This window comes from Aurantimonas sp. Leaf443, assembly GCF_001425575.1.
Classification (GTDB): Bacteria; Pseudomonadota; Alphaproteobacteria; order Rhizobiales; family Rhizobiaceae; genus Leaf443.
This window is the reverse complement of the sequence record NZ_LMRD01000002.1, coordinates 114,655-140,190: the sequence shown is the minus strand read 5'-3', so window position 1 is coordinate 140,190 and position 25,536 is coordinate 114,655. Positions and strand designations below refer to the sequence as shown.

26 protein-coding genes and 1 tRNA gene are annotated in these 25,536 nt (G+C 68.5%); 19 read left to right on the top strand and 8 right to left on the bottom strand.

The window, feature by feature from the left end:
- Positions 1 to 507 precede the first annotated feature (507 nt).
- From ASG48_RS04230 to ASG48_RS04215, 4 genes are all read right to left on the bottom strand, one after another.
- Positions 508 to 903 (bottom strand): DNA adenine methylase, encoded by a 396-nt coding sequence (locus ASG48_RS04230; RefSeq protein WP_055845790.1) that lies wholly within the window; start codon positions 901 to 903, stop codon positions 508 to 510.
- Positions 904 to 1,065: 162 nt separating this feature from the next.
- Positions 1,066 to 2,442, bottom strand: a complete 1,377-nt coding sequence (locus ASG48_RS04225) for an aminotransferase class III-fold pyridoxal phosphate-dependent enzyme (protein ID WP_055845788.1) — start codon at positions 2,440 to 2,442, stop codon at positions 1,066 to 1,068.
- Between the two features lie 37 nt (positions 2,443 to 2,479).
- A complete protein-coding gene (locus ASG48_RS04220; RefSeq protein WP_055845786.1) occupies positions 2,480 to 3,271 on the bottom strand; it encodes an aldolase in 792 nt (263 codons plus the stop codon).
- A 117-nt stretch (positions 3,272 to 3,388) separates the two neighbouring features.
- Entirely contained in the window at positions 3,389 to 4,882 is a 1,494-nt protein-coding gene (locus ASG48_RS04215) for a PLP-dependent aminotransferase family protein (protein ID WP_055845783.1), read from the bottom strand.
- 567 nt (positions 4,883 to 5,449) lie between these two features.
- Here ASG48_RS04215 and ASG48_RS04210 point away from each other — a divergent pair.
- The 7 genes from ASG48_RS04210 to ASG48_RS18170 all read left to right on the top strand — a co-directional run bounded on the left by ASG48_RS04210 (position 5,450) and on the right by ASG48_RS18170 (position 10,444).
- Positions 5,450 to 6,304, top strand: coding sequence for a transporter substrate-binding domain-containing protein (locus ASG48_RS04210; RefSeq protein WP_055845827.1), 855 nt, complete (start codon positions 5,450 to 5,452; stop codon positions 6,302 to 6,304).
- 71 nt (positions 6,305 to 6,375) lie between these two features.
- Positions 6,376 to 7,017 (top strand): amino acid ABC transporter permease, encoded by a 642-nt coding sequence (locus ASG48_RS04205; protein WP_055845779.1) that lies wholly within the window; start codon positions 6,376 to 6,378, stop codon positions 7,015 to 7,017.
- A 10-nt stretch (positions 7,018 to 7,027) separates the two neighbouring features.
- Complete coding sequence (locus tag ASG48_RS04200) at positions 7,028 to 7,690, top strand: amino acid ABC transporter permease (RefSeq protein WP_055845777.1); 663 nt, start codon at positions 7,028 to 7,030, stop codon at positions 7,688 to 7,690.
- Positions 7,683 to 8,444 (top strand): amino acid ABC transporter ATP-binding protein, encoded by a 762-nt coding sequence (locus tag ASG48_RS04195; RefSeq protein ID WP_055845772.1) that lies wholly within the window; start codon positions 7,683 to 7,685, stop codon positions 8,442 to 8,444. Before ASG48_RS04200 ends, ASG48_RS04195 begins: the two co-directional genes overlap by 8 nt.
- A gap of 89 nt (positions 8,445 to 8,533) precedes the next feature.
- Complete coding sequence (locus tag ASG48_RS04190; protein WP_055845769.1) at positions 8,534 to 9,295, top strand: SDR family NAD(P)-dependent oxidoreductase; 762 nt, start codon at positions 8,534 to 8,536, stop codon at positions 9,293 to 9,295.
- Between the two features lie 28 nt (positions 9,296 to 9,323).
- Complete coding sequence (locus ASG48_RS18175) at positions 9,324 to 9,902, top strand: hypothetical protein (protein ID WP_055845766.1); 579 nt, start codon at positions 9,324 to 9,326, stop codon at positions 9,900 to 9,902.
- A 110-nt stretch (positions 9,903 to 10,012) separates the two neighbouring features.
- A complete protein-coding gene (locus tag ASG48_RS18170; RefSeq protein ID WP_156381447.1) occupies positions 10,013 to 10,444 on the top strand; it encodes a hypothetical protein in 432 nt (143 codons plus the stop codon).
- Here ASG48_RS18170 and ASG48_RS04180 read toward each other — a convergent pair.
- From ASG48_RS04180 to ASG48_RS04170, 3 genes are all read right to left on the bottom strand, one after another.
- A tRNA-Thr gene (locus ASG48_RS04180) sits at positions 10,423 to 10,497 on the bottom strand. The genes ASG48_RS18170 and ASG48_RS04180 overlap by 22 nt on opposite strands.
- A gap of 88 nt (positions 10,498 to 10,585) precedes the next feature.
- The gene (locus ASG48_RS04175; protein ID WP_055845764.1) at positions 10,586 to 11,536 is read right to left on the bottom strand and encodes a CHAD domain-containing protein; all 951 of its coding nucleotides are present in this window, start codon (positions 11,534 to 11,536) and stop codon (positions 10,586 to 10,588) included.
- Positions 11,537 to 11,592: 56 nt separating this feature from the next.
- Positions 11,593 to 12,057, bottom strand: a complete 465-nt coding sequence (locus tag ASG48_RS04170) for a CYTH domain-containing protein (protein ID WP_055845762.1) — start codon at positions 12,055 to 12,057, stop codon at positions 11,593 to 11,595.
- 230 nt (positions 12,058 to 12,287) lie between these two features.
- Between ASG48_RS04170 and ASG48_RS18165 the strand changes: the two genes are divergently transcribed.
- The 4 genes from ASG48_RS18165 (at position 12,288) to ASG48_RS04150 (ending at position 16,420) form a co-directional block, all read left to right on the top strand.
- A complete protein-coding gene (locus ASG48_RS18165; RefSeq protein ID WP_156381446.1) occupies positions 12,288 to 12,461 on the top strand; it encodes a hypothetical protein in 174 nt (57 codons plus the stop codon).
- Entirely contained in the window at positions 12,458 to 13,900 is a 1,443-nt protein-coding gene (locus ASG48_RS04165) for a GMC family oxidoreductase (RefSeq protein WP_055845760.1), read from the top strand. Before ASG48_RS18165 ends, ASG48_RS04165 begins: the two co-directional genes overlap by 4 nt.
- Positions 13,901 to 13,960: 60 nt before the next feature.
- Complete coding sequence (lepA, locus tag ASG48_RS04160) at positions 13,961 to 15,775, top strand: translation elongation factor 4 (protein ID WP_055845755.1); 1,815 nt, start codon at positions 13,961 to 13,963, stop codon at positions 15,773 to 15,775.
- A gap of 432 nt (positions 15,776 to 16,207) precedes the next feature.
- Positions 16,208 to 16,420: a DUF2283 domain-containing protein gene (locus ASG48_RS04150; RefSeq protein WP_055845749.1), complete on the top strand. Its 213-nt coding sequence runs from the start codon at positions 16,208 to 16,210 to the stop codon at positions 16,418 to 16,420.
- 164 nt (positions 16,421 to 16,584) lie between these two features.
- On the opposite strand, the gene ASG48_RS18160 is transcribed toward ASG48_RS04150, so the two are convergent.
- A complete protein-coding gene (locus ASG48_RS18160) occupies positions 16,585 to 16,752 on the bottom strand; it encodes a hypothetical protein (RefSeq protein WP_156381445.1) in 168 nt (55 codons plus the stop codon).
- A gap of 293 nt (positions 16,753 to 17,045) precedes the next feature.
- Between ASG48_RS18160 and ASG48_RS04145 the strand changes: the two genes are divergently transcribed.
- The 8 genes from ASG48_RS04145 to atpA all read left to right on the top strand — a co-directional run bounded on the left by ASG48_RS04145 (position 17,046) and on the right by atpA (position 25,533).
- The gene (locus ASG48_RS04145) at positions 17,046 to 18,341 is read left to right on the top strand and encodes an Hsp70 family protein (protein WP_348271113.1); all 1,296 of its coding nucleotides are present in this window, start codon (positions 17,046 to 17,048) and stop codon (positions 18,339 to 18,341) included.
- Positions 18,342 to 18,375: 34 nt separating this feature from the next.
- Positions 18,376 to 18,807 carry a heme-binding protein gene (locus ASG48_RS04140; RefSeq protein ID WP_055845743.1) on the top strand — a complete coding sequence of 144 codons (432 nt, stop codon included), beginning with the start codon at positions 18,376 to 18,378 and terminating at the stop codon, positions 18,805 to 18,807.
- Between the two features lie 116 nt (positions 18,808 to 18,923).
- Positions 18,924 to 19,523, top strand: coding sequence for a peptide-methionine (S)-S-oxide reductase MsrA (gene msrA, locus ASG48_RS04135; RefSeq protein WP_055845739.1), 600 nt, complete (start codon positions 18,924 to 18,926; stop codon positions 19,521 to 19,523).
- 194 nt (positions 19,524 to 19,717) lie between these two features.
- Positions 19,718 to 20,224: a DNA starvation/stationary phase protection protein Dps gene (gene dps / locus ASG48_RS04130; protein WP_055845736.1), complete on the top strand. Its 507-nt coding sequence runs from the start codon at positions 19,718 to 19,720 to the stop codon at positions 20,222 to 20,224.
- Between the two features lie 264 nt (positions 20,225 to 20,488).
- Positions 20,489 to 22,690 carry a primosomal protein N' gene (locus ASG48_RS04125; RefSeq protein WP_055845734.1) on the top strand — a complete coding sequence of 734 codons (2,202 nt, stop codon included), beginning with the start codon at positions 20,489 to 20,491 and terminating at the stop codon, positions 22,688 to 22,690.
- Between the two features lie 94 nt (positions 22,691 to 22,784).
- Entirely contained in the window at positions 22,785 to 23,180 is a 396-nt protein-coding gene (locus ASG48_RS04120) for a DUF4345 family protein (RefSeq protein WP_055845730.1), read from the top strand.
- Positions 23,181 to 23,440: 260 nt separating this feature from the next.
- Entirely contained in the window at positions 23,441 to 24,001 is a 561-nt protein-coding gene (locus tag ASG48_RS04115) for a F0F1 ATP synthase subunit delta (protein ID WP_055845727.1), read from the top strand.
- Positions 24,001 to 25,533, top strand: a complete 1,533-nt coding sequence (atpA, locus tag ASG48_RS04110; RefSeq protein ID WP_055845725.1) for a F0F1 ATP synthase subunit alpha — start codon at positions 24,001 to 24,003, stop codon at positions 25,531 to 25,533. The genes ASG48_RS04115 and atpA overlap by 1 nt, the downstream gene beginning before the upstream one ends.
- Positions 25,534 to 25,536: the final 3 nt, after the last annotated feature.

Here is a 25,536-nt window from a genome sequence, read left to right as displayed (position 1 = left end):
ACTCGGAACTTGACCAAGGCCTGACCAGCCCAACATCGTCAAAGCCGGGTCAGTTCTTGATGGAAATCCTGGGTCAGCTCTCAGTGGAAATCAACAGTCCTGAGCCTAATCGTCATCTTGCACTAATTTGGCAGAAACACACTGATACGAAGGATGGGCGCCCCCGGTTTCGTCTGAGTCGGCAATTTAGCTATTTGGGCTTCCTGCAACAATTCACGGTTCTTGCAGGCGTCCGCTTCTGCAGACGACGAAAAAACAGGCGGACAAACGTTTTGGCTCGAAGCTGCCTTAGCCATTCCATCTGCGTATCCTCACTTGATCGTAACTATTTTTCGTAAGCAATTTCAATGATATATGTGTTCGCACTTTTGGTCTGACCGGCGCGCCATTTTCCTTAATGAAATAAAATACTTAGACGAAAGCCGCCGACGAGCTGTGGCTCGGCGCGAAACTTCGGACAGATCGGCGCGAAACTTCGGACAGATTTTTCACGCCGGCCGTTAGACCCTATCCGCGTTCTAACGGCGTGATGATCAGTTCGCCGACCCGCGAAGCCCCCGCCCTCGCCGCCGTGTAAGTCGTCGAAACCGCCTCGATCGCGAAGCCATCGAAGATCGCGCGCACGGCCGGGTGGTCGTTGATCGACAGGATGAACCGGCCCCGCATCCGCTGCAGCCGTTCGGCTATGGCCACGAAGTCCTCCCGCACGAACGCGTCCCGCCCGTAGAAGTGCTCCGTGCCGTCGTAGGGCGGGTCGAGGTAGACGAGCATGCCCGGCCGGTCGTAGCGGTCCAGGAAGACGCGCCAGCCGAGCGCCTCGATCGTCACGCCCGAAAGCCGCTCGCGGATGTCCTCGATCAGCGGCAGCAACTTGGTGACGTTGAAGCGCGCAGCCTGGCTCACATCGACCCGGAAGCTGCGGCCGGTCGCAAGCTTTCAAGACCACACGTCAGGGCGGACCATTTCAAGACGGCGGGTCACGACGGTCGCGGCCGCAACGGCGGGCGCCGAGCCCCCGCGCCGGCTCCGGTCAGGGAGCCGACGGGCGGGTCTTTCCCCGCGCGATCAGGCGAATACTGCCGCGAGCGCTCCGTCGATGGCCGAGGTGATCGCGTCGATCTCGGCCGCCGATGCGACGAGCGCCGGCGCAAGGCACAGGACGTTGTTCAGTCCGGGCACCGAGCGGTTGGAAGCACCGATCAGGACGCCCCGCGCCGTGGTTTCCGCGATAACGCGCGCGATGCTCTTCTCGTCGACCGGCTTCCTGGTCGTGCGGTCCTCGACCAGTTCGGCGCCTTGGAACAAGCCCATGCCGCGCACGTCGCCGATCACGGCGTGCTTGTTCTTCAAGGCCTCGAGATTGAGCCGAAGCCGCGCGCCCATGGCGAGGCAGTTGTCGAGGAGATGCTCGTCCTCGATGATGCGCATGTTCTCCAGCGCCGCCGCCGGGCCGCCCGCGCAGCCGCCGAAAGTCGAGATGTCGCGGAAATGCGCCATCGGGTCGGACCCGTCCTTGAACTTCTCGAACACGGCTTCGGTCGTCACCGTGCAGGAGATGGCGGCGTAGCCCGAGGCGACCCCCTTGGCCATGGTCACGAAATCGGGCTGGATGCCGAAGTTCTGGTAGCCGAACCAGGTTCCGGTGCGCCCGAGGCCGCAGACCACCTCGTCGATATGGAGCAGGATCTCGTACTTGCGGCAAATCTCCTGCACACGCTCCCAGTAGCCCTCGGGCGGCACGATGACGCCGCCGCCCGCCGTGATGGGCTCCAGGCACAGGAGGCCCACCGTCTCGGGCCCCTCGCGCAGGATCACCTCCTCGATGGCATCGGCGGCGCGCTCACCATAGGCCTCGACATCCCATTGCTTGCGGTATTCCATGCAGTGCGGAACCATGAAGAAACCGTCCGGATACGGCCCGTACATGGCCGCGCGCTCCGGCTGACCGCCCGCGGCGAGCGTGCCGATCGTGGTGCCGTGATAGTCGCGCTCGCGATACAGGATCTTCCACTTGTTTCCGCCGTGATGGCGCTGCGCGATCTGGCGCACCATCTTGAAGACCTTCTCGTTGGCCTCCGAGCCGGAATTGCCGAAGTAGACGCGCGACAGGCCCGGCATTTTCTCGAGCAGTTTCTCGGCAAAACGCGCGGCGGGAATCGAGCCCGCCGACTGGGCGAAGTAGTTCATCCGCACGAGCTGGTCGCGCACCGCCTCGGCGATCGAGGCGCGGCCATAGCCGACATTCACCGTCCAGACCCCGCCCGACAGAGCGTCGATATATTCGCGTCCGGCCGCATCCCAGACCTTCAGACCCTTACCCTCCACGATGATGCGCGGGTCGCTCGTCTCCAGCGGCTTGTGCTGGAGCATGTGGTGCCAGACATGCCGGCGGTCGGCCTCGATGATGGGGCGCAGGTCGTTGGGCTGGGGAACGGCGTTCATGGCGAGGCTCTCTTGGCAACGGGAGTGGGTCTGGCGATCAGTGCATGAAGTCGGGTTCGGAGCGGGCGAGCTGGCGCTTGACGCTTTCCAGGTGCAGCCGGGCGCTCTCCGCGTCGCCTTCGCGCATCTGGCGAAAGGCGCGCTCGGCGATCGCGGGCGCGATGGGCTTGAGCGGGCGGCCGAGCGACATCGCCTTCACCTGCGCCTCGGCAGCGCGCTCGAGGTAGTAGAGGTCGTCGAAGGCTTCGGCGATCGTCGGCCCGAGCACCATGACGCCATGGTTCTTCATGAAGACGATGTCGGCCTCGCCGATCGTGCCGGCGATGCGCTGGCCCTCGCTCTCGTCGAGGGCCAGGCCGTTGTAGTCCTCGTCGACGACCGTGCGGCCGAAGAACTTCAGGGCCGTCTGGCCGGCCCAGACGAGGGGCGGCCCTTCCGTCATCGCGAGTGCCGTTGCGTAAGGCATGTGCGTGTGAAACGCCGCCATCGCGCGCGGCAGCGCTTTGTGCAACGGAGCGTGAATGTAGAAGGCCGTCGCCTCCGGCTGGCCCTCGCCCGCGATCACCCGCCCCTCGAAGTCGCAGATCAGGAGCTTCGAGGCGCTGATCTCGGCGAAGGCCCAGCCATAGGGATTGACGAGGAACAGGTCGTCATGGCCGGGCACGACGGCCGAGAAGTGGTTGCAGATGCCCTCCTGGAGCCCGAGCCGGGCGGCCATGCGGAAGCACGCGGCCAGATCGATCCGCGCCTGCCGGACGGCGTCCGTATCGAGCGATCGGTTGCGGATCAAGGCGGGCGCACCGGACTGTAGGGTGAATTCGTGGGCCAAGACGGCTCGTCTCCTGACGGGTGTTGGATGCGGCGGACGCGCGGCGCCCTTCGCCGGACAGGCGGTCCGGCGTCGATGGGGTTCGAAACGGCTCGGGCTGGGGCCCTGGCGGGAGGATCAGACCCGGTCCAGGGACCGGGCCAGCAGTTCCACCCCCTTGCCGATGCGCTCGGCGTCGATGGCGTTGAAGCCGAGGCGCATGAAATTGGTCGGGGCTCCGGCCTCGAAGAAGAACTGTTCGCCATACTCGAAGACGACGCCCTGGCGAGCGGCCGCCCAGGCGAGCTTGCGGGTATCGACCGCGCCCGGCGCCGCGAGCCAGAAGGCGCTGGCCGTCCGAGAGCCGATCTGGCGGCACGCATCGAGATCGCGGGCGAGCGCCGTGTGCAGGAGCTCGCGACGGTGGGCATGCGCGGCGCGGAAGGAGCGCAGATGCGCGTCGTAATAGCCCTGCGCCAGGAACTCGCCCATCATGCGCTGGTTGTTGAGCGGTGGATGGCGGTACATCAGCCGGCGCAGCGATCGCAATTCGTCCACCAGCTCGGCGTCGGCCACGAGATAGCCGAGACGCAAGCCCGGCGAGAAGGGCTTCGACAGGCTGCTGATATAGATGACGCGGTTGCCGGCATCGCCGGCCTTGATCGCCGGAAGGGCGTCGCGGTCGAGGTTGAGCTCGGCGTCGTAGTCGTCCTCGATCAGGATCTGATCGTCCCGCCGGATGCCGTCCATCAGCCGGTCGCGCCGTTTGGCGCTCATGACGATGCCGGTCGGCACCTGATGGCTGGGCGTGAGATAGATGTAATCGCACGCGGCCGTCTGCGGCGCGAGCACGATGCCTTCCTCGTCCATCGGATGAAACTGCACGCTCGCGCCGTGCAGTTCGAAGATCGACAGCGCGTCCCCGAAGCCCGGCGTCTCCATCGCCACGCGCGTCTGGCGGTTCATCAGCAGCGCGGCGATGAGATAGAGCGCGTTCTGCGAGCCGAGCGTGACGAGGATCTCGCCCGGCTTGGCCCAAATGCCGCGCTTGGGAAGAACGCGCGTGCGCAACTGCTCCACCAGCATGTCGTCGTCGCGGTCGAAGCGATCGTGCAGCCAGGACGGCGCGGTCTCGCGACGCAGCGCCTTGCGCGAGGCTTCGCGCCACCGCTCCAGCGGAAACAGGTCGCGCATCGGCTGACCATAGACGAAGGGATAGGGGAAGCGCGCCCAGTCCTGCGGCCGGAAGACGCCGGACGTCATGCCGGGTCGAAGCTTGAAACGACGCTCCCAGTCCGGCGCGCCCGATGCGTCGCACGCCGCTCCCCCCTCCTCCTCGTCCTCGGACGCGTGGCCGCTCGCCTTGGCGGCCGGGCCCTCGGCATAGGCGGGATGGAGAAAGAAACCGCGACGCGGCTGGCTGACGATGTAGCCGCTGTCGAGGAGGCTCTCGTAGACGAGGTTCACGGTATTGCGGGACACGCGCAGCTGTTCCGCCAGCTTGCGGCAGGACGGCAGAGGCTCGCCGGCCGGAAAGCCGCCGCCCAGAATGGCCGAGACCAGCGCCTCCCGCAACTGCTCCTGCAACCCGCGCCCCTTCTGGAAACGGACGGGGAGAAAGTGGTCGATCATGTCCGGCTCCGCCTCACCTGCGGAGAAGGTCCAAGCAAATTCTGCGCCAACCGGCCGCCATTCCGCCGGCCGGACGGGTCTGCGGGCGGGCGGCCCAGACCGGCCCGGGCGCCCGCTGCGCAAGTTCATTGGTCCGTGGCGCATGGGCGCCCCTGAGATGGAAGCGCCCAGGCTGCCTGCAGGATGTGCAGCGCGCATGGGGGGTCGGGTCCAAGCCCGCGGATCGGCGGGCCGTGATCGTGAGGGCGGAATCGTCGCGACCGAGGCGTATCGGCTGGTCGATCCCGATCCTAGAAGGGCGATCCTGCCGTGCGATAGGACCAGATTTCCGACCGCTTGAGGCCAGTTGCGTCGCCCGACGGGCCGGAACCTCGCGTTATCGGACGATACGCGGGTGCGACGCACTCTGACACGAACGCACTGCAAAACTGGTCCTATCGCCGATGGAATAGGCATTCCTATGATCCGCCCATTCCGACAGCACTTCACGCTGCTGCGTTTCCATCACCCGCCGGACACAGGAGCATAGACATGTCGAGGACGACCGTGGCGAAGGCCGTGAGACCGATGACCCTCCTACGCGGGCTGGCCTTGGCCGGGGCCGTGCTCTCGTCCCTCTCCGTCGCCCATGCCGACATGGCCGACATCAAGGCCAGGGGCGTGATGACGGTCGCCACGGAGGACGACTATGCGCCGTTCAACTACATCGTCGATGGTCAGCCGGAGGGTTTCCATAAGGAGCTCCTGGACGATCTTCAGGCCTTCGCCAAGACACAGGGTTTCGAGGTCAAACAGGAAATCCTGCCCTGGACCGGCCTCCTGGCCTCGGTCTCGTCCGGCCAGTACGACATGGCCTTCACCGGCGCGCTCGTGACCGACGACCGGCTGCGCGTCTTCAACTTCGCCCCGCCCTTCGCCTCGGCGCAGCACTTCTACGTCAAGCGGAAGGGCGACGACCGGATCGGCGACATCGCCAGCCTCTGCGGCAAGACCATCGGGCTCCAGGCCGGCAGCGCGCTCCTCGCCCGTCTGCCGGAGCTCAAGAAGATGATGGCGGACAAGAATTGCGAGATCGGCGAGGTGGTGGAGTACCAGTCCTACCCGGAAGCCTATGCCGACCTCGCCAACGAGCGCCTCGACTACGTCATCAACGCCCTGATCTCGATCAACGACCTCGTCAAGAACAAGGGCGACGTCTTCGAGAAGGGCATCGCCGTGTCGGGCGCCGGCTTCGCCGCCTGGCCGATGCCGAAGGAAAGCCCCGAGCTCCTCGCGTTCGCGACCGCCTTCATGAAGGAGGTGCGCGACAACGGCCGCCTCGCCGCGCTCCAGACCAAGTGGTTCGGCGAAGCCTTCCCCGACCTGCCGACCGACCCGATCAAGGACGTCGAGCAGTTCCACGAGCTCGCCGGGCTGAACTGACGTCGCCGGCCGCCCGCTTCCCATGCGCGGCGGCCGACACCGGCCACGACCTTCTTCGATGACGGGCGGACATGACGCAAAAAGCCTGGCTACTGCTTCTGGAAGGCGCCTGGGTCACGCTCTGGATCTCGAGCACCGCCATCGCCCTCGGCCTCGTCCTCGGACTTGGCGTCGCCCTCCTTCGCACGGCCCGCATCCCGGTCCTCGACCAGGCGCTCGCGGTCTACACGAGCTTCGCCCGCGCGACACCGCTGGTCACGCTGACGCTCTTCCTCTTCCTGGCGGCGCCGCGCTTCGGCATGGCGCTCGACCGGACGGCGGTGGCAATCCTCGCCCTGACGCTCAACACCACCGCCTTCAACGCCGAGATCTGGCGCGGAGCCTTTCTCAACTTCTCACGCGAGCAACGCGAGGCGGCGCTCGCCTGCGGCATGACGCCGGCCACCTTCTTTCGCCACATCATGCTGCCGCAGATGATCACGACCAGCCTGCCCGGCCTTGTCAACGAGATGTCCTTCCTGGTGAAGAGCAGCCCCGCCATCGCCATCATCGGCCTCGTGGATCTCACGCGCGTCACCAACCGCATCAGTGCCGTGACCTACCAGCCGCTGCCACCGATCCTCGCCGCCGGGCTCCTCTACATGATCATCATCGGCGCGCTCATCAAACTCCAGTCGCTGGCCGAGCGGAAGGCCAATCGGCTGGCGATGTGAGGAGGGCGTGATGACCGAATGGACCATCCTCTGGGAAGGGCGCGACCTCATCCTGTCCGGCCTCTGGCTGACGCTCTGGATTTTCGTGCTGTCGACCGCCGGCGCCTTCCTGATCGGCTGCCTCCTCCTCTACGGCATGGAGGGGGGCGGCGTCCTCGCCACAGCCCTGCGCGGCTTCGTCAACGCCATGCGCGCCCTGCCCTTCCTGGTGCTCGCCTATCTCCTCTACTACGGCCTGCCGCAGCTCGGCCTGCGCCTGTCGGCGGTGACCGCCGGCCTTCTCGCCATGACGCTCTACCACGGCGCCTATTTCGCCGAGATCCTGCGCGGCGCGCGCATGGTGCTGCCGCCGGGAACCGTGGAGGCGGCCAAGGCCTACGGTTTCCTGCCGCACAAGACCTTCCTGCGCATCATCCTGCCGCAACTCCTCCTGCGCACGCGGTCGATGATCGGCAACCAGCTGATCTACGCGCTGAAGGACACGTCCTTCCTCGCCATCATCACCGTCCAGGAACTCACCGCCGCCGCCAACGCGCTCCAGGCCCGCTACTTCATCCCGACGCAGGCCTTCGTCGTCGTCATCGCCCTCTACTGGGCCATCACCGTCTGCCTCGAGCTCGCCGTGAAGAAGGCCGGCGCGCTCGGCACCAAGCGAGGCTTCGAGAATGTCTGACCGGCCGGCCGTCGAGATCCACAAACTCTGCAAGAGCTTCTCCGGCTTCGAGGTCCTGCGCGACATCGACCTCACCGTCGCCAGGGGCGAGGTCGTCAGCGTGCTGGGCTCGTCGGGATCGGGCAAGTCCACCATGCTCCGCTGCATCAACTGGCTGGAGGAGCCAGACAGCGGCACGATCCGGATCGCAGGCGAGCGCATCGGCTACAACGAGGCCAGGAAGCGGAAGATGACCAACCGCGAAATGGCCGCCATCCGTGCGCGCGCCGGCATGGTGTTCCAGAGCTTCAACCTCTGGCCGCATCTCACCGTCGTCGAGAACGTCATGATCTCGCCCGTCCAGGTGAAGGGCGTGCCGAAGGCGCAGGCCCGAGAGGAAGCCATGCGGCTCCTGGAGAAGGTCGGCCTCGTCGAGAAGGCCGAGGTCTTTCCCTTCACCCTATCGGGCGGGCAGAAGCAGCGGGTGGCCATCGCGCGTGCGCTCGCCATGAGCCCCGAGGTCATCCTCTTCGACGAGCCGACCTCGGCTCTCGATCCCGAGCGGGTCGGCGAGGTCCTGCAGGTGATGCGCGACCTCTCCGCGGACGGGTACACGATGATCGTCGTCACCCACGAGATGGACTTCGCGCGCGCCGTGTCCGACCAGGTCGTCTTCCTCGACAGGGGCCTCATCGTCGAGAAGGCGCCGCCGGAGAAGTTCTTCGGCAACCCGGATTCGGAGCGCGTTCGCAGGTTCCTCGAGCGGATGGACTGACGCCTCCGCCGCCACGCGCCGCCGCCTTTTCCTTCCGTTCCGCCGTGTTCCCGCACGGGCAGGCGCAATCGACCCCAAGGACCTGATCCATGACCAACGTCGCCTTCATCACCGGCGCGACCTCCGGCTTCGGCCGCGCGGCCGCCCGCCGCTTCGCCCGCGAAGGCTGGGCGCTCGTCCTCACCGGCCGCCGCGTCGAGCGGCTGGAGGAACTGGCCGCCGAATTGAGCGACCAGGTGCCCATCCACGTCGCCGCGCTGGACGTGCGCGATGCGCGGGCCGTCCAGACCGTGGTGGACGCGCTGCCGGCGGCGTTCCGACGCGTCACCGCACTCGTGAACAATGCCGGCCTCGCGCTCGCGCCGGAGCCGGCACCGCAGGTCGTGCTGTCGGACTGGCACACGATGATCGACACCAACGTCACGGGCCTCGTCAACACGACCCATGCCGTCCTGCCGCTGCTGATCGAGACGGGCAAGGGCGCGAGCATCATCAACATCGGTTCGGTCGCGGGCGAGTGGCCCTACCCCGGCAGCCACGTCTACGGCGCGACCAAGGCCTTCGTGAAGCAGTTCAGTCTCAACCTGCGCTGCGATCTCCTGAAGACGGGCGTGCGCGTGACCGACATCGCGCCCGGCGCGGCCGAGACCGAGTTCACGCTGGTGCGCACGCGCGGCAATCAGGCGGCTGCCGACGCGGTCTACCGCAACACCACGCCGCTGACGGCCGAGGACATCGCGGACCAGATCGTCTACGTCGCGACGCTGCCGGCGCATATCGCGATCAACCGGCTGGAAGTCATGTCCCAGCGCCAGGCCTGGTCGCCCTTCGCCGTCGACCGGGACGCTTGAGCCGCAAGCGGCGGCAGGGTCCCGGGCCTTGGACATCGTCGGCACCATCATGGCCGCCGGGCGTTCGGCGGTCGAGCTGTCGCTCTTCACGCTTCTGCCGGTCATGGTCGTCATGCTCTCGATCATGCGGCTGGCCGAGGCGGCGGGCCTCCTCGACGGCCTGACGCGGCTCCTCGCCCCGCTGCTGCGCCCCCTCGGCCTCACAGGCCTCGGCATCATCGCGCTACTGCAGGTCAGCTTCGTGAGCTTCGCCGCACCGGTGGCCACGCTCGCCATCATGGAACGGCAGGGCGTCTCGGACCGGCATCTGGCCACCACCTTCGCCATGGTGCTGGCGATGGGGCAGGCCAACGTCGTTTTCCCCATGGCGGCGCTGGGGCTCGATATCGGACGGTTCCTCGCGATCTCGGCGCTCGGCGGCCTCGTCGCGGCGGCCCTGACCTACCATCTCTTCGGCCGGCATCTTTCAACTGAGGACTGGGCCGACGACGCTCTGACCTCTCATGCCGCCTCGGAAGAAGCGCGGAGCATCCTCGCGATCATCAACCGTGCCGGCGGCGAGGCCTTGCCCCGGCGACGATACTCGTTGATCGCCGACCCGACATGAGCGTCCATCTCCTCGGTCGAAGCATCGCCAGCCGCAATGCGGGTTAGCGTCGCGATCCGACATGGCCGCGCCCGATCCATGCTTGTAGCGGCAGACCCGTCCCGTTCGGGATGAAGCCGCATGTCGCGTTCAAGAGCGAGTTCTTCGCTGCAGTGGCCGCGTGCGATCTGGTCCGGCAGCCTTGGCAGATATCGACGAACCATCTTCGTCGCCTCTACGCCTTCGGCATGAGCTTTCCGGCGTCGCAATTCGTCGATGCGATCCTGTGCGGACGCCAGCGCACGCGCATGATTGGCTTTGACTTCCCGCAGGCTGTTGCCGATCGGCCGGTAGATTTCCTTCTCGCCGTCCGCGAAGGGTCGCAACGAGGCCGGCACCACGAGGCGCACCTAATGCGAATCTCGTCTCTTGACGACATCTGGGAGATTGGCACCCGACGTTGCCCTGCCTCTTTCGGGAACAATTTTGGGTGCGAAACCCCTTGCCTGCAAGGGTTTCCAGCGATTTCAAAGGGAAGGAATGGTGCTGCCAGAGAGGATTGAACTCTCGACCTCTCCCTTACCAAGGGAGTGCTCTACCACTGAGCTACGGCAGCGACGTGCGCCATGTCCCCGATTTTGAGCGTGGCGTCAACCGGGGACGGTCCTCTTTTTGCGACGGGTGCGACCGGAAGGGAGCAGGTGTCAGTCGTCGTCGGGCCCGTCGGGGGCGGCCGTGTCGGGGCCGGGCTCGGGGTTGAGGGCGGCGACGGCGTAGAGACCGCGAAGACGCTTTGCGGCCGCACGGGGCTTCTCGGCGAAGAGGCGCCGGGCGGCGAGGAGGCCGGTCTTGCGCAGGATGTCCTGGCGACCCGCCAGAAGGGCGGCGACCGCCGGATGGCCGGGGCCGAACTCGTCCGGCGCGCTCGCCATGGCCGCGATGAGGACGGCGTGGTCGTGGTCGGTGCCCAGATCCTCGCCGAGCGCGTCGGCCTCGTCCTGGAGGGCGCGGAAGGGCGCGGGATGCAGCGGCGACAGGAGCTTGAGGTGCTGGGCGTGGTATTTCACGCGCTTGCGCAGGTCGTGGAAGTCCTCCGCCCGGCCGGATTTCCCGGCCTTCGCCAGCGCGCGCCGCGCGGCGGCGAGATTGTCGGCAAAACCGTCTGCGACAAGGCGCCCGGCGCCCTTCGGGCCCGCCTTCTTCTTCGGCAGGACGAAGGCCTCGAGCCGGGCCCGCGCCTCGGCGAGATCGCGCCGGACGGCGGCGAGCGCGTCCTGCGCGTCGGCGACGCCGGCCTCCTTCGCCCGCCGGTCGAGCGCTCCGCGCACCGCCTTCAGCGCCCGGTCGAGGCCCGGCTGGTCCGCGGGCACGGGCACGGTGTCGAGCGACTGGCGCAGCGCGGCGCGGTCGCGAAGGGCCGAGAGGCGCCGCGCCGCATCGCGCAGGCGCTCGTTCTCGGCGCGATAGAAGGCCTCGTCGCCCGCCCGCACGAGGCGCAGGAGGCCGCGCAGCTTCTTCAGGCGCTTGCGCGCGTCGTGGATTCCGGCATCCGTCACCGGGTCTGCGAGGGCGGCGCCCGCCCGCTCGATCTGGCGAAGGCCGAGGCGGCGCAGCTGCGCGTCGAGCGGCTGGCCGGGCTGCAGCGTGAAGGCCATGACGGTGCGTTCCTCGGGTCGGCGGGCATCCGCGCCCGGCGGGCGCGGTTCTGCCATCATCTGGGCGCCGCGCCGCTCAGCGCAAGCTGCGCATTGGAATAGCGCCCGTCGCCGGTGATCTCAGCGCCCAGATAGGCGGGCGTCTCGAAGGCGGTGGCCTCCTGCGCAAGCTCGATCTCGGCGACGACGAGGCCGGCGAGCGCGCCCTCGTAGACGTCGATCTCGACCGTCAGGGCTCCGAGCGGGACGCGGTGGCGCGTCTTCAGAAGGACCGCCCCGACCCGCAGGGGCTCCAGCGCGGCCGCGTCCTCCAGCGGGATCGGATATTCGAACTCGTGGCGGGAGAGCCCCGCGCCCGCCTTCAGCGTGAGCACGGCGCGCGCGCCGTCCACGACGCGCACGCGCAGCGTCCGGTCGGGCGCGGCCACGAGATAGAACTGGCGGATCGCCTGCGCCCCGGTCGCGCACGCGCGCCATGTCTCGTCCGCCACGAGGAAGCGGCGCTCGATCTCCATGCCCATGCCGTCCTCCGCCGGGTCGTTCTTCCCATCATGCCCGCCGCGCCGCGCCGCGCAAGGGCGCGCATGCGGTCCGGCGCCTGCCTGCCGGGTGCCCGCCGAGGCTCGCGCTTCGCAGCCCTCGTCGCCATGGGGTTGTCCGACGCTTAACCCTTCCCGTGCACCGGACGTTTGCGCCTTCGGTGCTAGGCCTTGGCTCACATGCGCGTCTTTTGCGAGAAGGTCGAACGACGATGCTCCATTCAACGCTCGCCGGCATCCGGCTCGGGCGCCGCAGGGTCCTGGCGGGCCTGGCGGCCGCCGTGCTCGCCCTGCCCTTCGCCCGGATCGTGCGGGTGAACGCGGCGGACTTCGTCGAGCGCGACGGCTGGATCCTGAAGCGCGGCGATGTCGAGGGCGAGCGATGATCTTCCGCTCGGCCCGGGACTACGAGGCCTCCGGCTTCCGCCCGCGCGTCTGCATTCTCGGCAGCGGTCCGGCCGGCATCACCATCGCGCGCACGCTCGCCAAGATGGGCGTGCCCGTGACCGTCCTGGAGGCCGGCTCGGACGAGATCACCGCGGAATCGCAGGCGTTCTACGAGGGCGAGACGATCGGCGACACCTATTTCCCGCTGGACGTGGCGCGCCTTCGCTATCTCGGCGGCTGCTCCAACCACTGGGCCGGCTGGTGCCGCGTGCTCGACGCGTCGGACTTCCTGCCCAGGGCCTGGATCCCCGGCAGCGGCTGGCCGATCCGGCGGGCCGACATCGACCCGTTCCTCGGCGAGGTGCACGACATCCTCGACCTGCCGCCCTTCGCCGACGATCGCGAGATCACCGAGGACCTGCACTGGATCCAGCTCATCAAGAGCCCGGCCGTGCGCTTCGGCGAGAAGTACCGGGTCGACCTGCAGCGCGATCCGCGCATCGCGCTCGTCCTCAACACCTATGCCAGCGAGCTTCTGGGCGACGGCACGGCGGTGACGGGCGCGCGCGTCGTCTCGCAGGGCGAGCCCGCGGCCGACATCGAGGCCGTGAGCTTCGTCCTGTGCACCGGCGGCCTGGAGAATTCGCGCCTGCTCCTCTGGAGCCACGAGCGCTCGGGCGGCGCCGTGGTGCCGCGCGCGAAGGCGCTGGGGCGCTACTGGATGGAACATCCCCAGTTCATCGCCGCCTCCGTGGTGATGAACGACGTGCAGACGATCGAGTTCGACGCGGCCGGCGAGGCCTTCTTCTCGCCCTCGCCGCAGGCCATGGAGCGGCTCTCCATCGGCAATTTCGGCGCGCGCCTCATCCCCATGCCCTATCAGGGCCTGAAGAAGCGCCTGGCCGACCTCGCCTGCGTGGCGCCGGCGACGGCCGAATGGCTGGCGCGCCGCGCGAGCGTGCATCTCAACTGCGGCGCCTATGTCTCGATGGGCTGGGAACAGGCGCCGGACGCGGAAAACCGGGTCGCGCTCTCGGCGGGCGAGCGGGACGCGGCGGGCGTGCCGCGCATCGAGCTGCACTGGAAGAAGACCGAGATCGACCACCGCACCCTCCTCGAAGGCCTGCGCCTCTTCGGCCGCTCCATCGCGGCGGCCGAGATCGGGCGCCTGCGCATCGACGACTGGGTGGAGGGCCGCGCCTATCCAGACGACGGGGAACTGGCCGGCTACCACCACATGGGCGGCACGCGCATGGGCACGGACCCGGCCACCTCCGTCGTCGACGCCGACTGCCGCGTCCACGGCATGCGCAACCTCTTCGTCGGCGGGTCCTCGGTCTTCCCGACGAGCGGCGAGGCCAATCCGACGACGACGATCGTGGCGCTCGCCCTTCGCCTCGGCTACCACCTCGCCGCCATGCCCGACCATACGGCCTGACGGCTCCCGCGCGTCATCGGAACGCTTCCAAGAAAGGCCGCGAGCCTCTATAGGCGGGCGATGAGCACCACGCCCCTCTCCCATATCCGCAACTTCTCGATCGTCGCCCATATCGACCACGGGAAGTCGACGCTGGCCGACCGCCTCATCCAGACGACCGGCGGGCTCGACGCGCGCGAGATGGCCGGCAAGGAGCAGGTGCTCGACAATATGGAGATCGAGCGCGAGCGCGGCATCACCATCAAGGCGCAGACCGTGCGCCTCTCCTACCGCGCCCGCAACGGCGAGGACTACGTCCTCAACCTCATCGACACGCCCGGCCACGTGGACTTCGCCTACGAGGTCTCGCGCTCGCTCTCGGCCTGCGAGGGCGCGCTGCTCGTGGTGGACGCGGCGCAGGGCGTGGAGGCGCAGACGCTCGCCAATGTCTATCTCGCCATCGACAACGAGCTCGACATCGTCCCCGTCCTCAACAAGATCGACCTGCCCGCCGCCGAGCCCGACAAGGTGAAGGAGCAGATCGAGGAGGTGATCGGCATCGACGCGTCCGAAGCGGTGATGATCTCGGCCAAGTCCGGCATCGGCATCGAGGAGGTGCTGGAAGCCATCGTCCACCGCCTGCCACCGCCCTCGCACGGCGACGCCAAGGCGCCCCTGAAGGCCATGCTCGTGGACTCGTGGTACGACGCCTATCTCGGCGTCGTCGTCCTCGTGCGCGTCATCGACGGCGAGCTGAAGAAGGGCCAGGTCATCCGCATGATGGGCACGGACGCCAAGTACCCGGTCGACCGGGTCGGCGTCTTCACCCCGAAGATGGTGCAGATGGACGCGCTCGGCCCCGGCGAGCTCGGCTTCATCACCGCCTCCATCAAGGAAGTGGCGGACACGCGCGTCGGCGACACGATCACCGAGGACAAGCGCCCGACCTCGCAGATGCTGCCGGGCTTCAAGCCCGCCCAGCCCGTCGTCTTCTGCGGCCTCTTCCCGGTCGACGCGGCCGATTTCGACGATCTGCGCGCCGCCATGGGCAAGCTGCGCCTGAACGACGCGAGCTTCTCCTTCGAGATGGAATCCTCGGCCGCGCTCGGCTTCGGCTTCCGCTGCGGCTTCCTCGGCCTCCTGCATCTGGAGATCATCCAGGAGCGCCTCAGCCGCGAGTTCGACCTCGACCTCATCGCGACGGCGCCCTCCGTCGTCTACGACATCGTGCTGACGGACGGCTCGACGATCCAGCTGCACAATCCGTCCGACATGCCGGACGTCGTCAAGATCGAGCAGATCAACGAGCCCTGGATCAAGGCGACGATCCTGACGCCGGACGACTATCTCGGCAACATCCTGACGCTGTGCCAGGAGCGGCGCGGCATCCAGGTGGACCTGTCCTATGTCGGCAAGCGCGCCATGGTCACCTACGAACTGCCGCTGAACGAGGTCGTCTTCGACTTCTACGACCGGCTGAAGTCGATCTCCAAGGGCTATGCCTCCTTCGACTACTCGCTGATCGACTATCGCGAGGGCGATCTCGTGAAGCTCTCCATCCTCGTCAACGCCGAGCCGGTGGACGCGCTGTCGATGCTCGTCCATCGCAACCAGGCCGAGAAGCGCGGCCGGCAGATGTGCGAGAAGCTGAAAGAACTGATCCCCAACCACCTCTTCAAGATCCCCGTCCAGGCGGCGATCGGCGGCAAGGTCGTCGCCCGCGAGACCATCTCGGCGCTGCGCAAGGACGTGACGGCCAAGTGCTACGGCGGCGACGCCACGCGCAAGCGCAAGCTCCTCGACAAGCAGAAGGAGGGCAAGAAGCGCATGCGCCAGTTCGGCAAGGTGGAGATCCCGCAGGAAGCCTTCATCGCGGCGCTGAAGATGGACAGCTGAGATCCCTTGCGTTCGGATCAGCGCACACGGCGGACCTCTTTGTGTCTACCGTGTGCGCTTCGCGGCCAAGCTCGCGGCGGCGTTGCGGCCCGCCGACATGCGTCCGCTTCGGGCCGACCGTCCGACACGAAATGCCTGGTCGGCGACGGCGGCGCGCGGCCGGCGACGCCGGAGCCTGCCGATGAAATCGCTCGTCCTGACCCGTCACGCCGCCGCCACGATCGTCGAGCGCGCGATCTCCGTCGCCTGGGTCAAGCGCACCGCCCGCGACCCGCTCTAGCAGGAACCCGAGCCGGCCGACCCCGACCTCGTGAGACGATTTCGGCCGATCCCCGAATTTGGCTGCCGCATCGTGCGCGTGGTATGCGTGGAGACGGACTCGACGATCCGCATCGTCACCGCCACGTTCGACCGAAACGCGAGGCGCCCGACATGACCTACGACCCCGAGGCCGACGCCGTCTATCTCTATGTCGGCAAGGGAAAGTTCGACCGCACCGAGGAAGCCGGCCCCTTCGTCTACGACGTCGATGCGCAAGGCCGTGTTCTCGGGATCGAGATCACCTGCGCGAGCACGGTTCTCGCACCGGGCGCCTGGCAACAGGCCCCGCTCCCGTCTCTACCGGACGCGAACGCCGCGCAATAGCGGGACGCAGCAGTGGAGCCGGCCGAAATCGCTGTAGAATGACCGGCTCGGCACCGGTCATTCACGCTTCAGCCAAGGTCGATCGGCGTTGGCGAAGCGCCGCGGTCGGCTTAAGTCTGTCGACGCGTTTCGAACAGCGCCGCCCGCAGTCCCGCACGCCGCCCTCACCCCAGCCGCACATCCCCGCGCAGGTCGTTGCGGATCGACTTGATGACGTGCTTCACCTCGAAGGCCGCCTGCTTGATCGGATGGCGCGCCGTGTAGGCCAGCGAGGACCAGGCGATGGCGGGGGCGATCACCCAGACGAGGATCTTCAGGCTCCGGCGGTCCATGCGCGCCTCCTTCCGTTGCTGCCCGGAGACTGCAACCGTCCTGTGGCTGAAATGTGGGGCGGACGGTCGGACAAGCGAGGCACTGCGCCGCACGCATGGCTCGCATGCCGGCCGCGTCCCCCTTCCCGCGCGCAGTCTTTCCTTCGCATCGGCGGTGCGCTAGACGGGCCGCCCGCCTGAGAGCATCGAGCGCCCCCTAGGACCCGGTTCCGCCGGCGCCCATTCGTCGTCCGATGCTCCGGCCGGACCGACCCCTTCCCCGCGCGCCGCCTCGCCCGCCGAGACGCGCCCGGATGCAGCCTGTGCGAGCCTTTCCCATGCCGAGCCTCTATCCCGGCCTCGACTTCGGCACGACCAATTCGACCCTCGCCCTCGCGCCGGCGCTCGGCACGGCCGGCGGCGCCCCGCGCCTCCTGCCGGTGGAGGGCACGCATGGCACGATCCCCTCGGCGCTGTTCTTCAGCCTGGAGGACGGGCGCACCTATTTCGGCCGGCAGGCCGTGTTCGAATATGTCGACGGCGCCGAGGGGCGCTTCATGCGGGCGCTGAAATCCATCCTGGGCACCAGCCTGATGAAGGAGACGACGCAGGTCGGCCGCGAGCGCCTGTCCTTCACCCAGCTCATCGGCCGCTTCCTGCAGAATCTCACGGTCAAGCTCGAGGCCGAGCTCGGCGAGATTCCGCCCTCGATCGTGCTCGGCCGCCCCGTGCACTTCATCGACGAGGACGAGGCCGCCGACCGCACCGCCGAGGACCAGCTCGCCGAGGCGGCGAAGGCCCAAGGGTTCCGTCACGTCGAGTTCCAGTACGAGCCGGTGGCGGCCGCGCTCTATTTCGAGGCGCAGGTGAGCGCGGAGAGCCTCGCCCTCGTTGTCGATATCGGCGGCGGCACGTCCGACTTCTCGCTGCTGCGCCTCTCGCCCGAGCGCGCGAAGCGCTCGGACCGGCGGGACGACATCCTCGCCTCCACGGGCGTGCATGTCGGCGGCACGGATTTCGACCGGCAGCTGTCGATCGCCGAGATCATGCCCGAATTCGGCCTCGGCACGATGACGGCGGACGGCAAGCGCCACCTCCCCGTCTGGTATTTCAACGACATGGCGACCTGGCACCGCGTCAACTTCCTCTACACGCAGAAGAACCTCCGCGACGTGGAGGCGCTGCGCAAGGAGGCCGCCGAGCCCGCCCGTCTCGCGCGCTTCGAGACGCTCCTGAAGCACCGCTCCGGCCACCGGCTCGCGGGCGCGGTGGAAGCGGCCAAGATCGCGCTGACGCACGAGGAGAGCGCGGTGGTGGACCTCAAGGAGCCGGGCTTCCACCTGCGCCACCCCGTCACGCGGGCGGGTTTCGAGGCGGCCACGAGCGATCTCGTCGCGCGCATCGGCGCCAGCCTCGACGAGGCGCTCGCCGTGGCGGGCGTCGAGGCGGACGAGGTCGACCTCGTGATCCTGACCGGCGGCTCGACGGCGATCCCGGCGGTGCAGACGGCGGTGCGCTCGCGCTTCGGCGCCGCCCGCATCGCGCAGGCCGACGCCTTCGGCGCCGTGGGGCTCGGACTTGCGGTGGACGCCGCGCGCCGCTTCTCGTAAGGCCGGGGGAACGCCGCCAAAAGGAGAGACCCCGATGTCGATCACGCTCGAAACCGCCCGCACCATCCTGGCCGCCGCGCTGAAGGCGGCCGGCGAGCACGGGTTCAAGCCGCTCACCGTCGTCGTCCTCGACGCCGGCGCCGTGCCCGTCGCGCTGGAGCGCCAGGACGGCGCCTCGCGCCTTCGCCCGGACATCGCCATCGGCAAGGCCAACGGCGCGCTGGCGCTCGGCATGGGGTCGCGCGCCATCTTCAAGCGCGCCACCGAGCAGCCCTATTTCATCCAGTCGATGAACGCCCTGTGCAACGGCTCGCTCGTGCCGGTGCCCGGCGGCGTGCTCGTGCGCGAGAGCGCCGGCGGTCGCATCCTGGGCGCCGTCGGCATCACCGGCGACACGTCCGACAACGACGAGATCGCGGCCATCGCCGGCATCGAGGCCGCCGGGCTCGTCGCCGACGCCGGCTGAGAGATTTGGATCGCGGGGGGTGAAGCCGAAGGGCCGGCTTCACCGAACCTTGTCTTGCCGGCCGCACCCGCCGGCATGCCAATGGAACCGATCCACACCAGTCCGGACGCTGCCCGATGCGATTTCTCGCCCCCGCCGCCCTCGCCCTCCTCCTCGCGCTGCCCGGCGCCGCGCCCGCCGCCGAGAAGGCGACCGCCATCTTCGCCGGCGGCTGCTTCTGGTGCGTGGAGAGCGACTTCGACCACGTGAAGGGCGTCCTCGACACGACCTCCGGCTATATCGGCGGCTCGATCGCGAACCCGACCTACGAGAATCATCCCGGGTCCTACGAGGCGGTGCGCATCACCTACGATCCGGCGCAGGTGAGCTACGACCAGCTCCTCACCGTCTTCTGGCACTCGGTCGACCCGACCGACGCGGGCGGCCAGTTCTGCGACCGGGGCCCCTCCTACCGCACGGCGATCTTCGCGCTGAACGACGGGCAGGCCAAGGCCGCCAACGCCTCCAAGGCCGCGGTCGCCAAGGACCTCGGCACGGTCGCGACCCCGGTCCTCAAGGCTTCCGCCTTCACGGTCGCCGAGGGCTACCATCAGGACTACTACGTCAAGAACCCGATCAAGTACCGCTACTACCGCACCGCCTGCGGACGGAACGCGACCGTGGAGAAGGTCTGGGGCGCCAAGGCCTACAAGGGCATCAAGGGCGCATCGAGCTGAGGCGCCAGCCCGGCCGGGAAGACATGTCCTTCCGCGCCGGACCCCTGTGGCATCGCGGCCACAGCGCCGGCCTGCGACAGCTTGGCCCGTGAGGCCGAGGGAACGATCGTCCGGGCGATGGACTTATCCGACCGAGAGACGAGCAGCGCGCCCCTTCCCGACGCGCCCGTCTGACGTGGACAAGGACGATCCCGATGGCCAAGAACGGCAACGCCCAGCCGAAGCTGCATGCCAGCAAGAACCCGATCTCGGAGAATATCCGTGGCGCGATGGTGCAGATTCTGCAGAAGCATCTCGGCACGGCGGTGGACATCACCTACCAGACCAAGCAAGCCCACTGGAACGTCAAGGGCATGAACTTCATCGCCGTGCACAAGCTCTTCGACGAGCTGCACGAAGTGACCGAAGAATATGTCGACACGATCGCCGAGCGTCTCACCGCCCTCGGCGGCCAGGCGCAGGGCACGGTGCAGGCCGCGACCGAGAATTCGGTTCTGGATCCCTATCCGCTCGACCTCGTGAAGTCCGAGGACCATCTGCGTCGCCTCGCCGACAGCTACGCCCGCTGGGGCGCCGAGGTCGAGAAGGACATCGAGGAAGTGTCCGAGGCCGGCGATCCGCTGACCGAGGATCTCCTCACCGAAGTCGGCCGCGCGCTCGACAAGTCGCTCTACTTCCTGGAGAGTCATTTCCAGGCCTGAGGGTTCCGATCGACGGAAACGAGGGGGCGGGGCGCGATCGGGCGCCGCCGCCCCTTTTTCGTGCGCGGGGTCCCCGCGCCACGGTCGCCGCCCGTCCCGCGCCTCTTGCCGGGGTCGCGGCGGGTCGCCACCTGAGCCGGGCGCCCGGCAGCGTCCCGCGGCCCCGGCAGCCGGAGCGGCACCTCGTGCGCGGCGCCGGTCCTGTGCTAGGGCAGCGCGTTCGTCGGACGCTTCGTCGGCCGCGCCGCCGATCCGGGAGCCGCCTTGTCCCCTCTCCACACCCTCTTCGACGACGAGACGACGCCCGCCACCGTTCCGGTGCTGGTGCCGCTTCCCGCCGAACGGCCCTACAGCTACGCCGTGCCGCCCGGCATGAGGCTTCGGCCGGGCTCGATCGTGCAGGTGCCGCTCGGCCCCCGGCAGGTGGCGGGCGTCGTCTGGGACGGCGAGACCGACGCGGTCGATCCGCGCAAGCTCAAGGCGGTGACGGCCGTCTTCGATTGCCCGCCGCTTTCGGCCGAGATGCGCCGCTTCATCGACTGGGTGGCCGATTACACGCTCTCGCCGCCGGGCCTCGTCGTGCGCATGGCCCTGCGCGCGCCCGCCGCCTTCGATCCCGAGCCGCTCGTCGAGGGGCTGGAGGCGACGGGAACGGTGCCCGAGCGCCTGACGCCGGCGCGCCGGCGCGTCCTGGACACCGCCGGGGGCGTGCCCGCCTGGACGCGCTCGGGTCTCGCCCATGCCGCGGGCGTCTCGAGCTCGGTCGTGGACGGGCTGGTGCGCCAGGGCGCCTTCCGCGCGGTGAAGCTCGCACCACCCCCCATCGTCGCCGCGCCCGATGCGGCCTTCGGCGCCGCCGACCTCAACCCCGCCCAGCGCGAGGCGGCCGATGCGCTGGCGGCCAGCGCGACGGCAGGCGGGTTCTCCGCGACGCTCCTGGAGGGCGTGACGGGTTCGGGCAAGACGGAGGTCTATTTCGAGGCCGTGGCGGCGGCCCTCGCGCAGGGGCGGCAGGCGCTGATCCTGCTGCCGGAGATCGCGCTGACGCAGAGCTTCATCGAGCGCTTCCACGCCCGGTTCGGCGCGCCGCCCGCCGAATGGCATTCGGATCTGCCGCCCAAGCACCGCGAGCGGGTCTGGCGGCAGGTGGCGGAGGGGCGCGTGCGCGTCGTCGCCGGGGCGCGCTCGGCCCTCTTCCTGCCCTTCGCCGATCTCGGCCTCATCGTCGTCGACGAGGAGCACGACCCCGCCTACAAGCAGGAGGACCGCACCTTCTACCACGCCCGCGACATGGCTGTGGTGCGCGCCTCGATCGGCCGCTTCCCCGTCGTTCTGGCCTCCGCGACGCCGTCCCTGGAGACGCGGGTCAACGCGCAAGGGGGGCGATACGCCCATCTCAACCTGCCCGGCCGCTTCAAGGCCGCCGCGCTGCCGACGCTGACGCTGATCGACATGCGCGCCGCCCCGCCGCCGCGCGGGCGCTTCCTGTCGCCGCTGCTCGCCAGCGAGATCGCCCGCACCATCGAGCGCGGCGAACAGGCGCTGATCTTCCTCAACCGGCGCGGCTACGCGCCGCTCACGCTGTGCCGGGCCTGTGGCCACCGCTTCCAATGCGCGCAGTGCTCCTCCTGGCTCGTGGACCACCGGCTGCGAGGCGAACTCTCCTGCCACCATTGCGGCTTCACCATGCGCCGCCCCGACTCCTGCCCCGAATGCGGCACGCTCGACCATCTCGTGGCCTGCGGCCCGGGCGTGGAGCGGATCGCGGAGGAGACGCTGGCGACCTTCCCGCAGGCCCGCACCATCCTCCTCTCCTCCGACCTTCCGGGCGGGGCGCGGCGTCTGCGCCGCGAACTGGATGCCATCGCGGACGGCGAGGCGGACATCGTCATCGGCACGCAGCTCGTCGCCAAGGGTCACCATTTCCCGCAGATGACGCTGGTCGGCGCCGTGGACGCCGATCTCGGCCTGACCAACGGCGATCCGCGCGCCGCCGAACGCACGTTCCAGCTGCTGCACCAGGTGACGGGCCGGGCCGGACGCTCGGGTCTGCCGAGCCGCGGCCTCATCCAGACCTTCCAGCCCGAGCACCCGGCCATGCAGGCGATCGTCTCGGGCGAGCCGCAGCGCTTCTACGCCCGCGAGATCGCCGAGCGCGAGCGGGCCGGCCTGCCGCCCTTCGGGCGCCTGGCCTCGATCATCGTCTCGGCCGATACCAAGGCGGCCGCGGAAGCCCATGCCAGGGCCCTGCGCAAGGCGGCCGCGCCGGACGCGGCCATCGAGGTGCTGGGCCCGGCCGAGGCGCCGCTCTTCGTCCTGCGCGGACGCCACCGCTACCGCCTCCTCGTTCAGGCGCCGCGCCGCGCCCCGATCCAGGCCTATCTGCGCGCGATGATCGCCGCCGCACCCCGGCCGCGCGGCTCGGTGCAGGTGCAGATCGACGTCGATCCCCAAAGTTTCCTTTGAGGACGCGACGACCCGAATCGCCGCTGGCGACGCTCCGCCTTCCGGCGCGCCCCCGCCGGCGCTATAAGCCCGGCGCATCGCCTGGAGAGCCCCGATGGAATTCACACTGCCGACGACCAACGCCGAATGGCTGCCCTTCGGGGCGGCCTGCGTGACCATGGCGCTCGGCGTCCTCGCCTTCTTCGCCCCCGGCCTGACGCTGCGGGCGCTGCGGCTCAAGACCCACGAGATGCACCCGGAAGCGCTGGCCGCCAGCCGCGCCACGATCGCCGGCTTCTGGCTCGGCACCGGCCTCGTGGCGGCGGCCTTCTACATCCAGACCTTCACACAGATGGCGCTGGGCGCCGGCTGGCTGTTCTCCGCCTTCGGACGCATGGTCTCCATGCTCTCGGACCGCGGCAACACGCTTCTCAACTACATCTTCCTCTTCGTCGAACTCGCGCTCGCCCTCGCCTGCCTCGCCCCCGCCTTCGGCTTCGTCACCGGCTGAGGCGGGGCTGGCACGCAGCCACGGCGCGCATCGGCGGGAGCGCCGTCGAACCCGGTCAAGGCTGCGGGGCGAAATCGGCGCGCTTTAAGGCCTTCGGCGTGTTGTCGGCGGCAAACCCCTATGCTAGACGGACCCTGCCTTCGAAGGGGCCTTGGCGGCGGTGTCGCTTTTCCTTCGAAATTCATCCAACGGTTTCAGGGATTTGGAGCGGCGACGCGACAGGCGACTTGGAACGGAGCGTGAAAGGGAACAGATCGTCCGTGGCTCAATCATCCTCTCCCGTTTCGGGGGTCGCAGACCGCTACGCTCAGTCCCTCTTCGAACTCGCGCGTGACCACGGGTCGATCGAGTCCGTCGAATCGGAGCTCTCCTCCTTCCAGACGCTGATCGACGAGAACGCGGATTTCCGCCGCCTCGTCCTGAGCCCCGCCTTCACGGCCGAGGAGCAGACCCGCGCCATCGGCGCCGTGGTCGACGAGGTCCGCCCGGGCCATCTCGTGGGCAATTTCCTGCGCGTCGTGGCGGCCAACCGCCGTCTGTTCATCCTGTCCTCGATGATCCGCCGCTTCAAGGAACTCGCCGCCGAACAGCGCGGCGAGGTCGAGGCGGAGGTCACCTCGGCCCAGGCCCTGACCGAGTCCCAGCGCAGCGAGCTCGCGAACTCGATCGGCTCCTATGCCGGCAAGCGGGTGACGATGCGCGAGCGCGTCGATCCGGCCATTCTCGGCGGCCTCGTGGTGAAGATCGGCTCGCGCCAGATCGACACTTCGGTCCGCACCAAACTCAATTCCCTTAAGCTTGCACTGAAAGAGGTCGGCTGATGGATATCCGCGCCGCGGAAATCTCCGCAATCCTGAAGAATCAGATCCAGAACTTCGGCAACGAGGCCGAGGTCTCCGAGGTCGGCCAGGTTCTCTCCGTCGGTGACGGCATCGCCCGAGTCTACGGTCTCGACAACGTCCAGGCGGGCGAGATGGTCGAGTTCCCCGGCGGCATCCGCGGCATGGCGCTGAACCTCGAGACCGACAATGTCGGCGTCGTGATCTTCGGCAACGACCGCGACATCAAGGAAGGCGACACGGTCAAGCGCACCGGCGCCATCGTGGAAGTGCCCGTCGGCAAGGGCCTTCTCGGCCGCGTCGTCGACGGTCTCGGCAACCCGATCGACGGCAAGGGCCCGATCGAGGGCGTCGAGCGCCGCCGCGTCGACGTCAAGGCGCCCGGCATCATCCCCCGCAAATCGGTGCACGAGCCCATGTCGACGGGCCTCAAGGCCATCGACGCGCTCATCCCGATCGGCCGCGGCCAGCGCGAGCTCGTCATCGGCGACCGCCAGACCGGCAAGACCGCCATCCTGCTCGACACGTTCCTGAACCAGAAGCCGGGCCACGAGGCGGGCGCGCCGGAGAGCGAGAAGCTCTACTGCGTCTACGTCGCCATCGGCCAGAAGCGTTCGACCGTCGCCCAGTTCGTGCGCACGCTCGAGGAGCGCGGCGCGATGGAATATTCCATCGTCGTGGCCGCCACCGCCTCGGACCCGGCGCCGATGCAGTACATCGCGCCCTTCGCCGGCTGCGCCATGGGCGAATATTTCCGCGACAACGGCATGCATGCCGTGATCGGCTATGACGACCTGTCCAAGCAGGCCGTCTCCTACCGCCAGATGTCGCTTCTGCTGCGCCGCCCGCCGGGCCGCGAAGCCTATCCCGGCGACGTCTTCTACCTGCATTCGCGCCTGCTCGAGCGCGCCGCCAAGCTCAACGATTCGATGGGTGCGGGTTCCCTGACCGCCCTCCCCGTCATCGAGACGCAGGCCGGCGACGTGTCGGCCTACATCCCGACCAACGTGATCTCGATCACCGACGGCCAGATCTTCCTCGAGACGACGCTCTTCTACCAGGGCATCCGCCCGGCGGTGAATGTCGGCCTCTCGGTCAGCCGCGTCGGCTCGGCCGCGCAGATCAAGGCGATGAAGCAGGTGGCCGGCTCGATCAAGGGCGAGCTCGCGCAGTACCGCGAAATGGCGGCCTTCGCGCAGTTCGGCTCGGATCTCGACGCTGCCACGCAGCGCCTCCTCAACCGCGGCGCGCGCCTGACCGAACTCCTGAAGCAGCCGCAGTTCTCGCCGCTGAAGACGGAAGAGCAGGTCGCGGTGATCTTCGCGGGCACGCAGGGCTATCTCGACAAGCTGCGCGTCGATCAGGTCGGCCCGTTCGAGGAAGGCCTCCTCACCTCGCTGCGCACCGAACACAAGGACGTTCTCTCCGGCATCGCCCGCGAGAAGGCGCTCTCGGACGACCTGCGCGGCAAGCTGAAGGCCGCCATCGACAGCTTCGCCAAGAGCTTCGCCTGAACG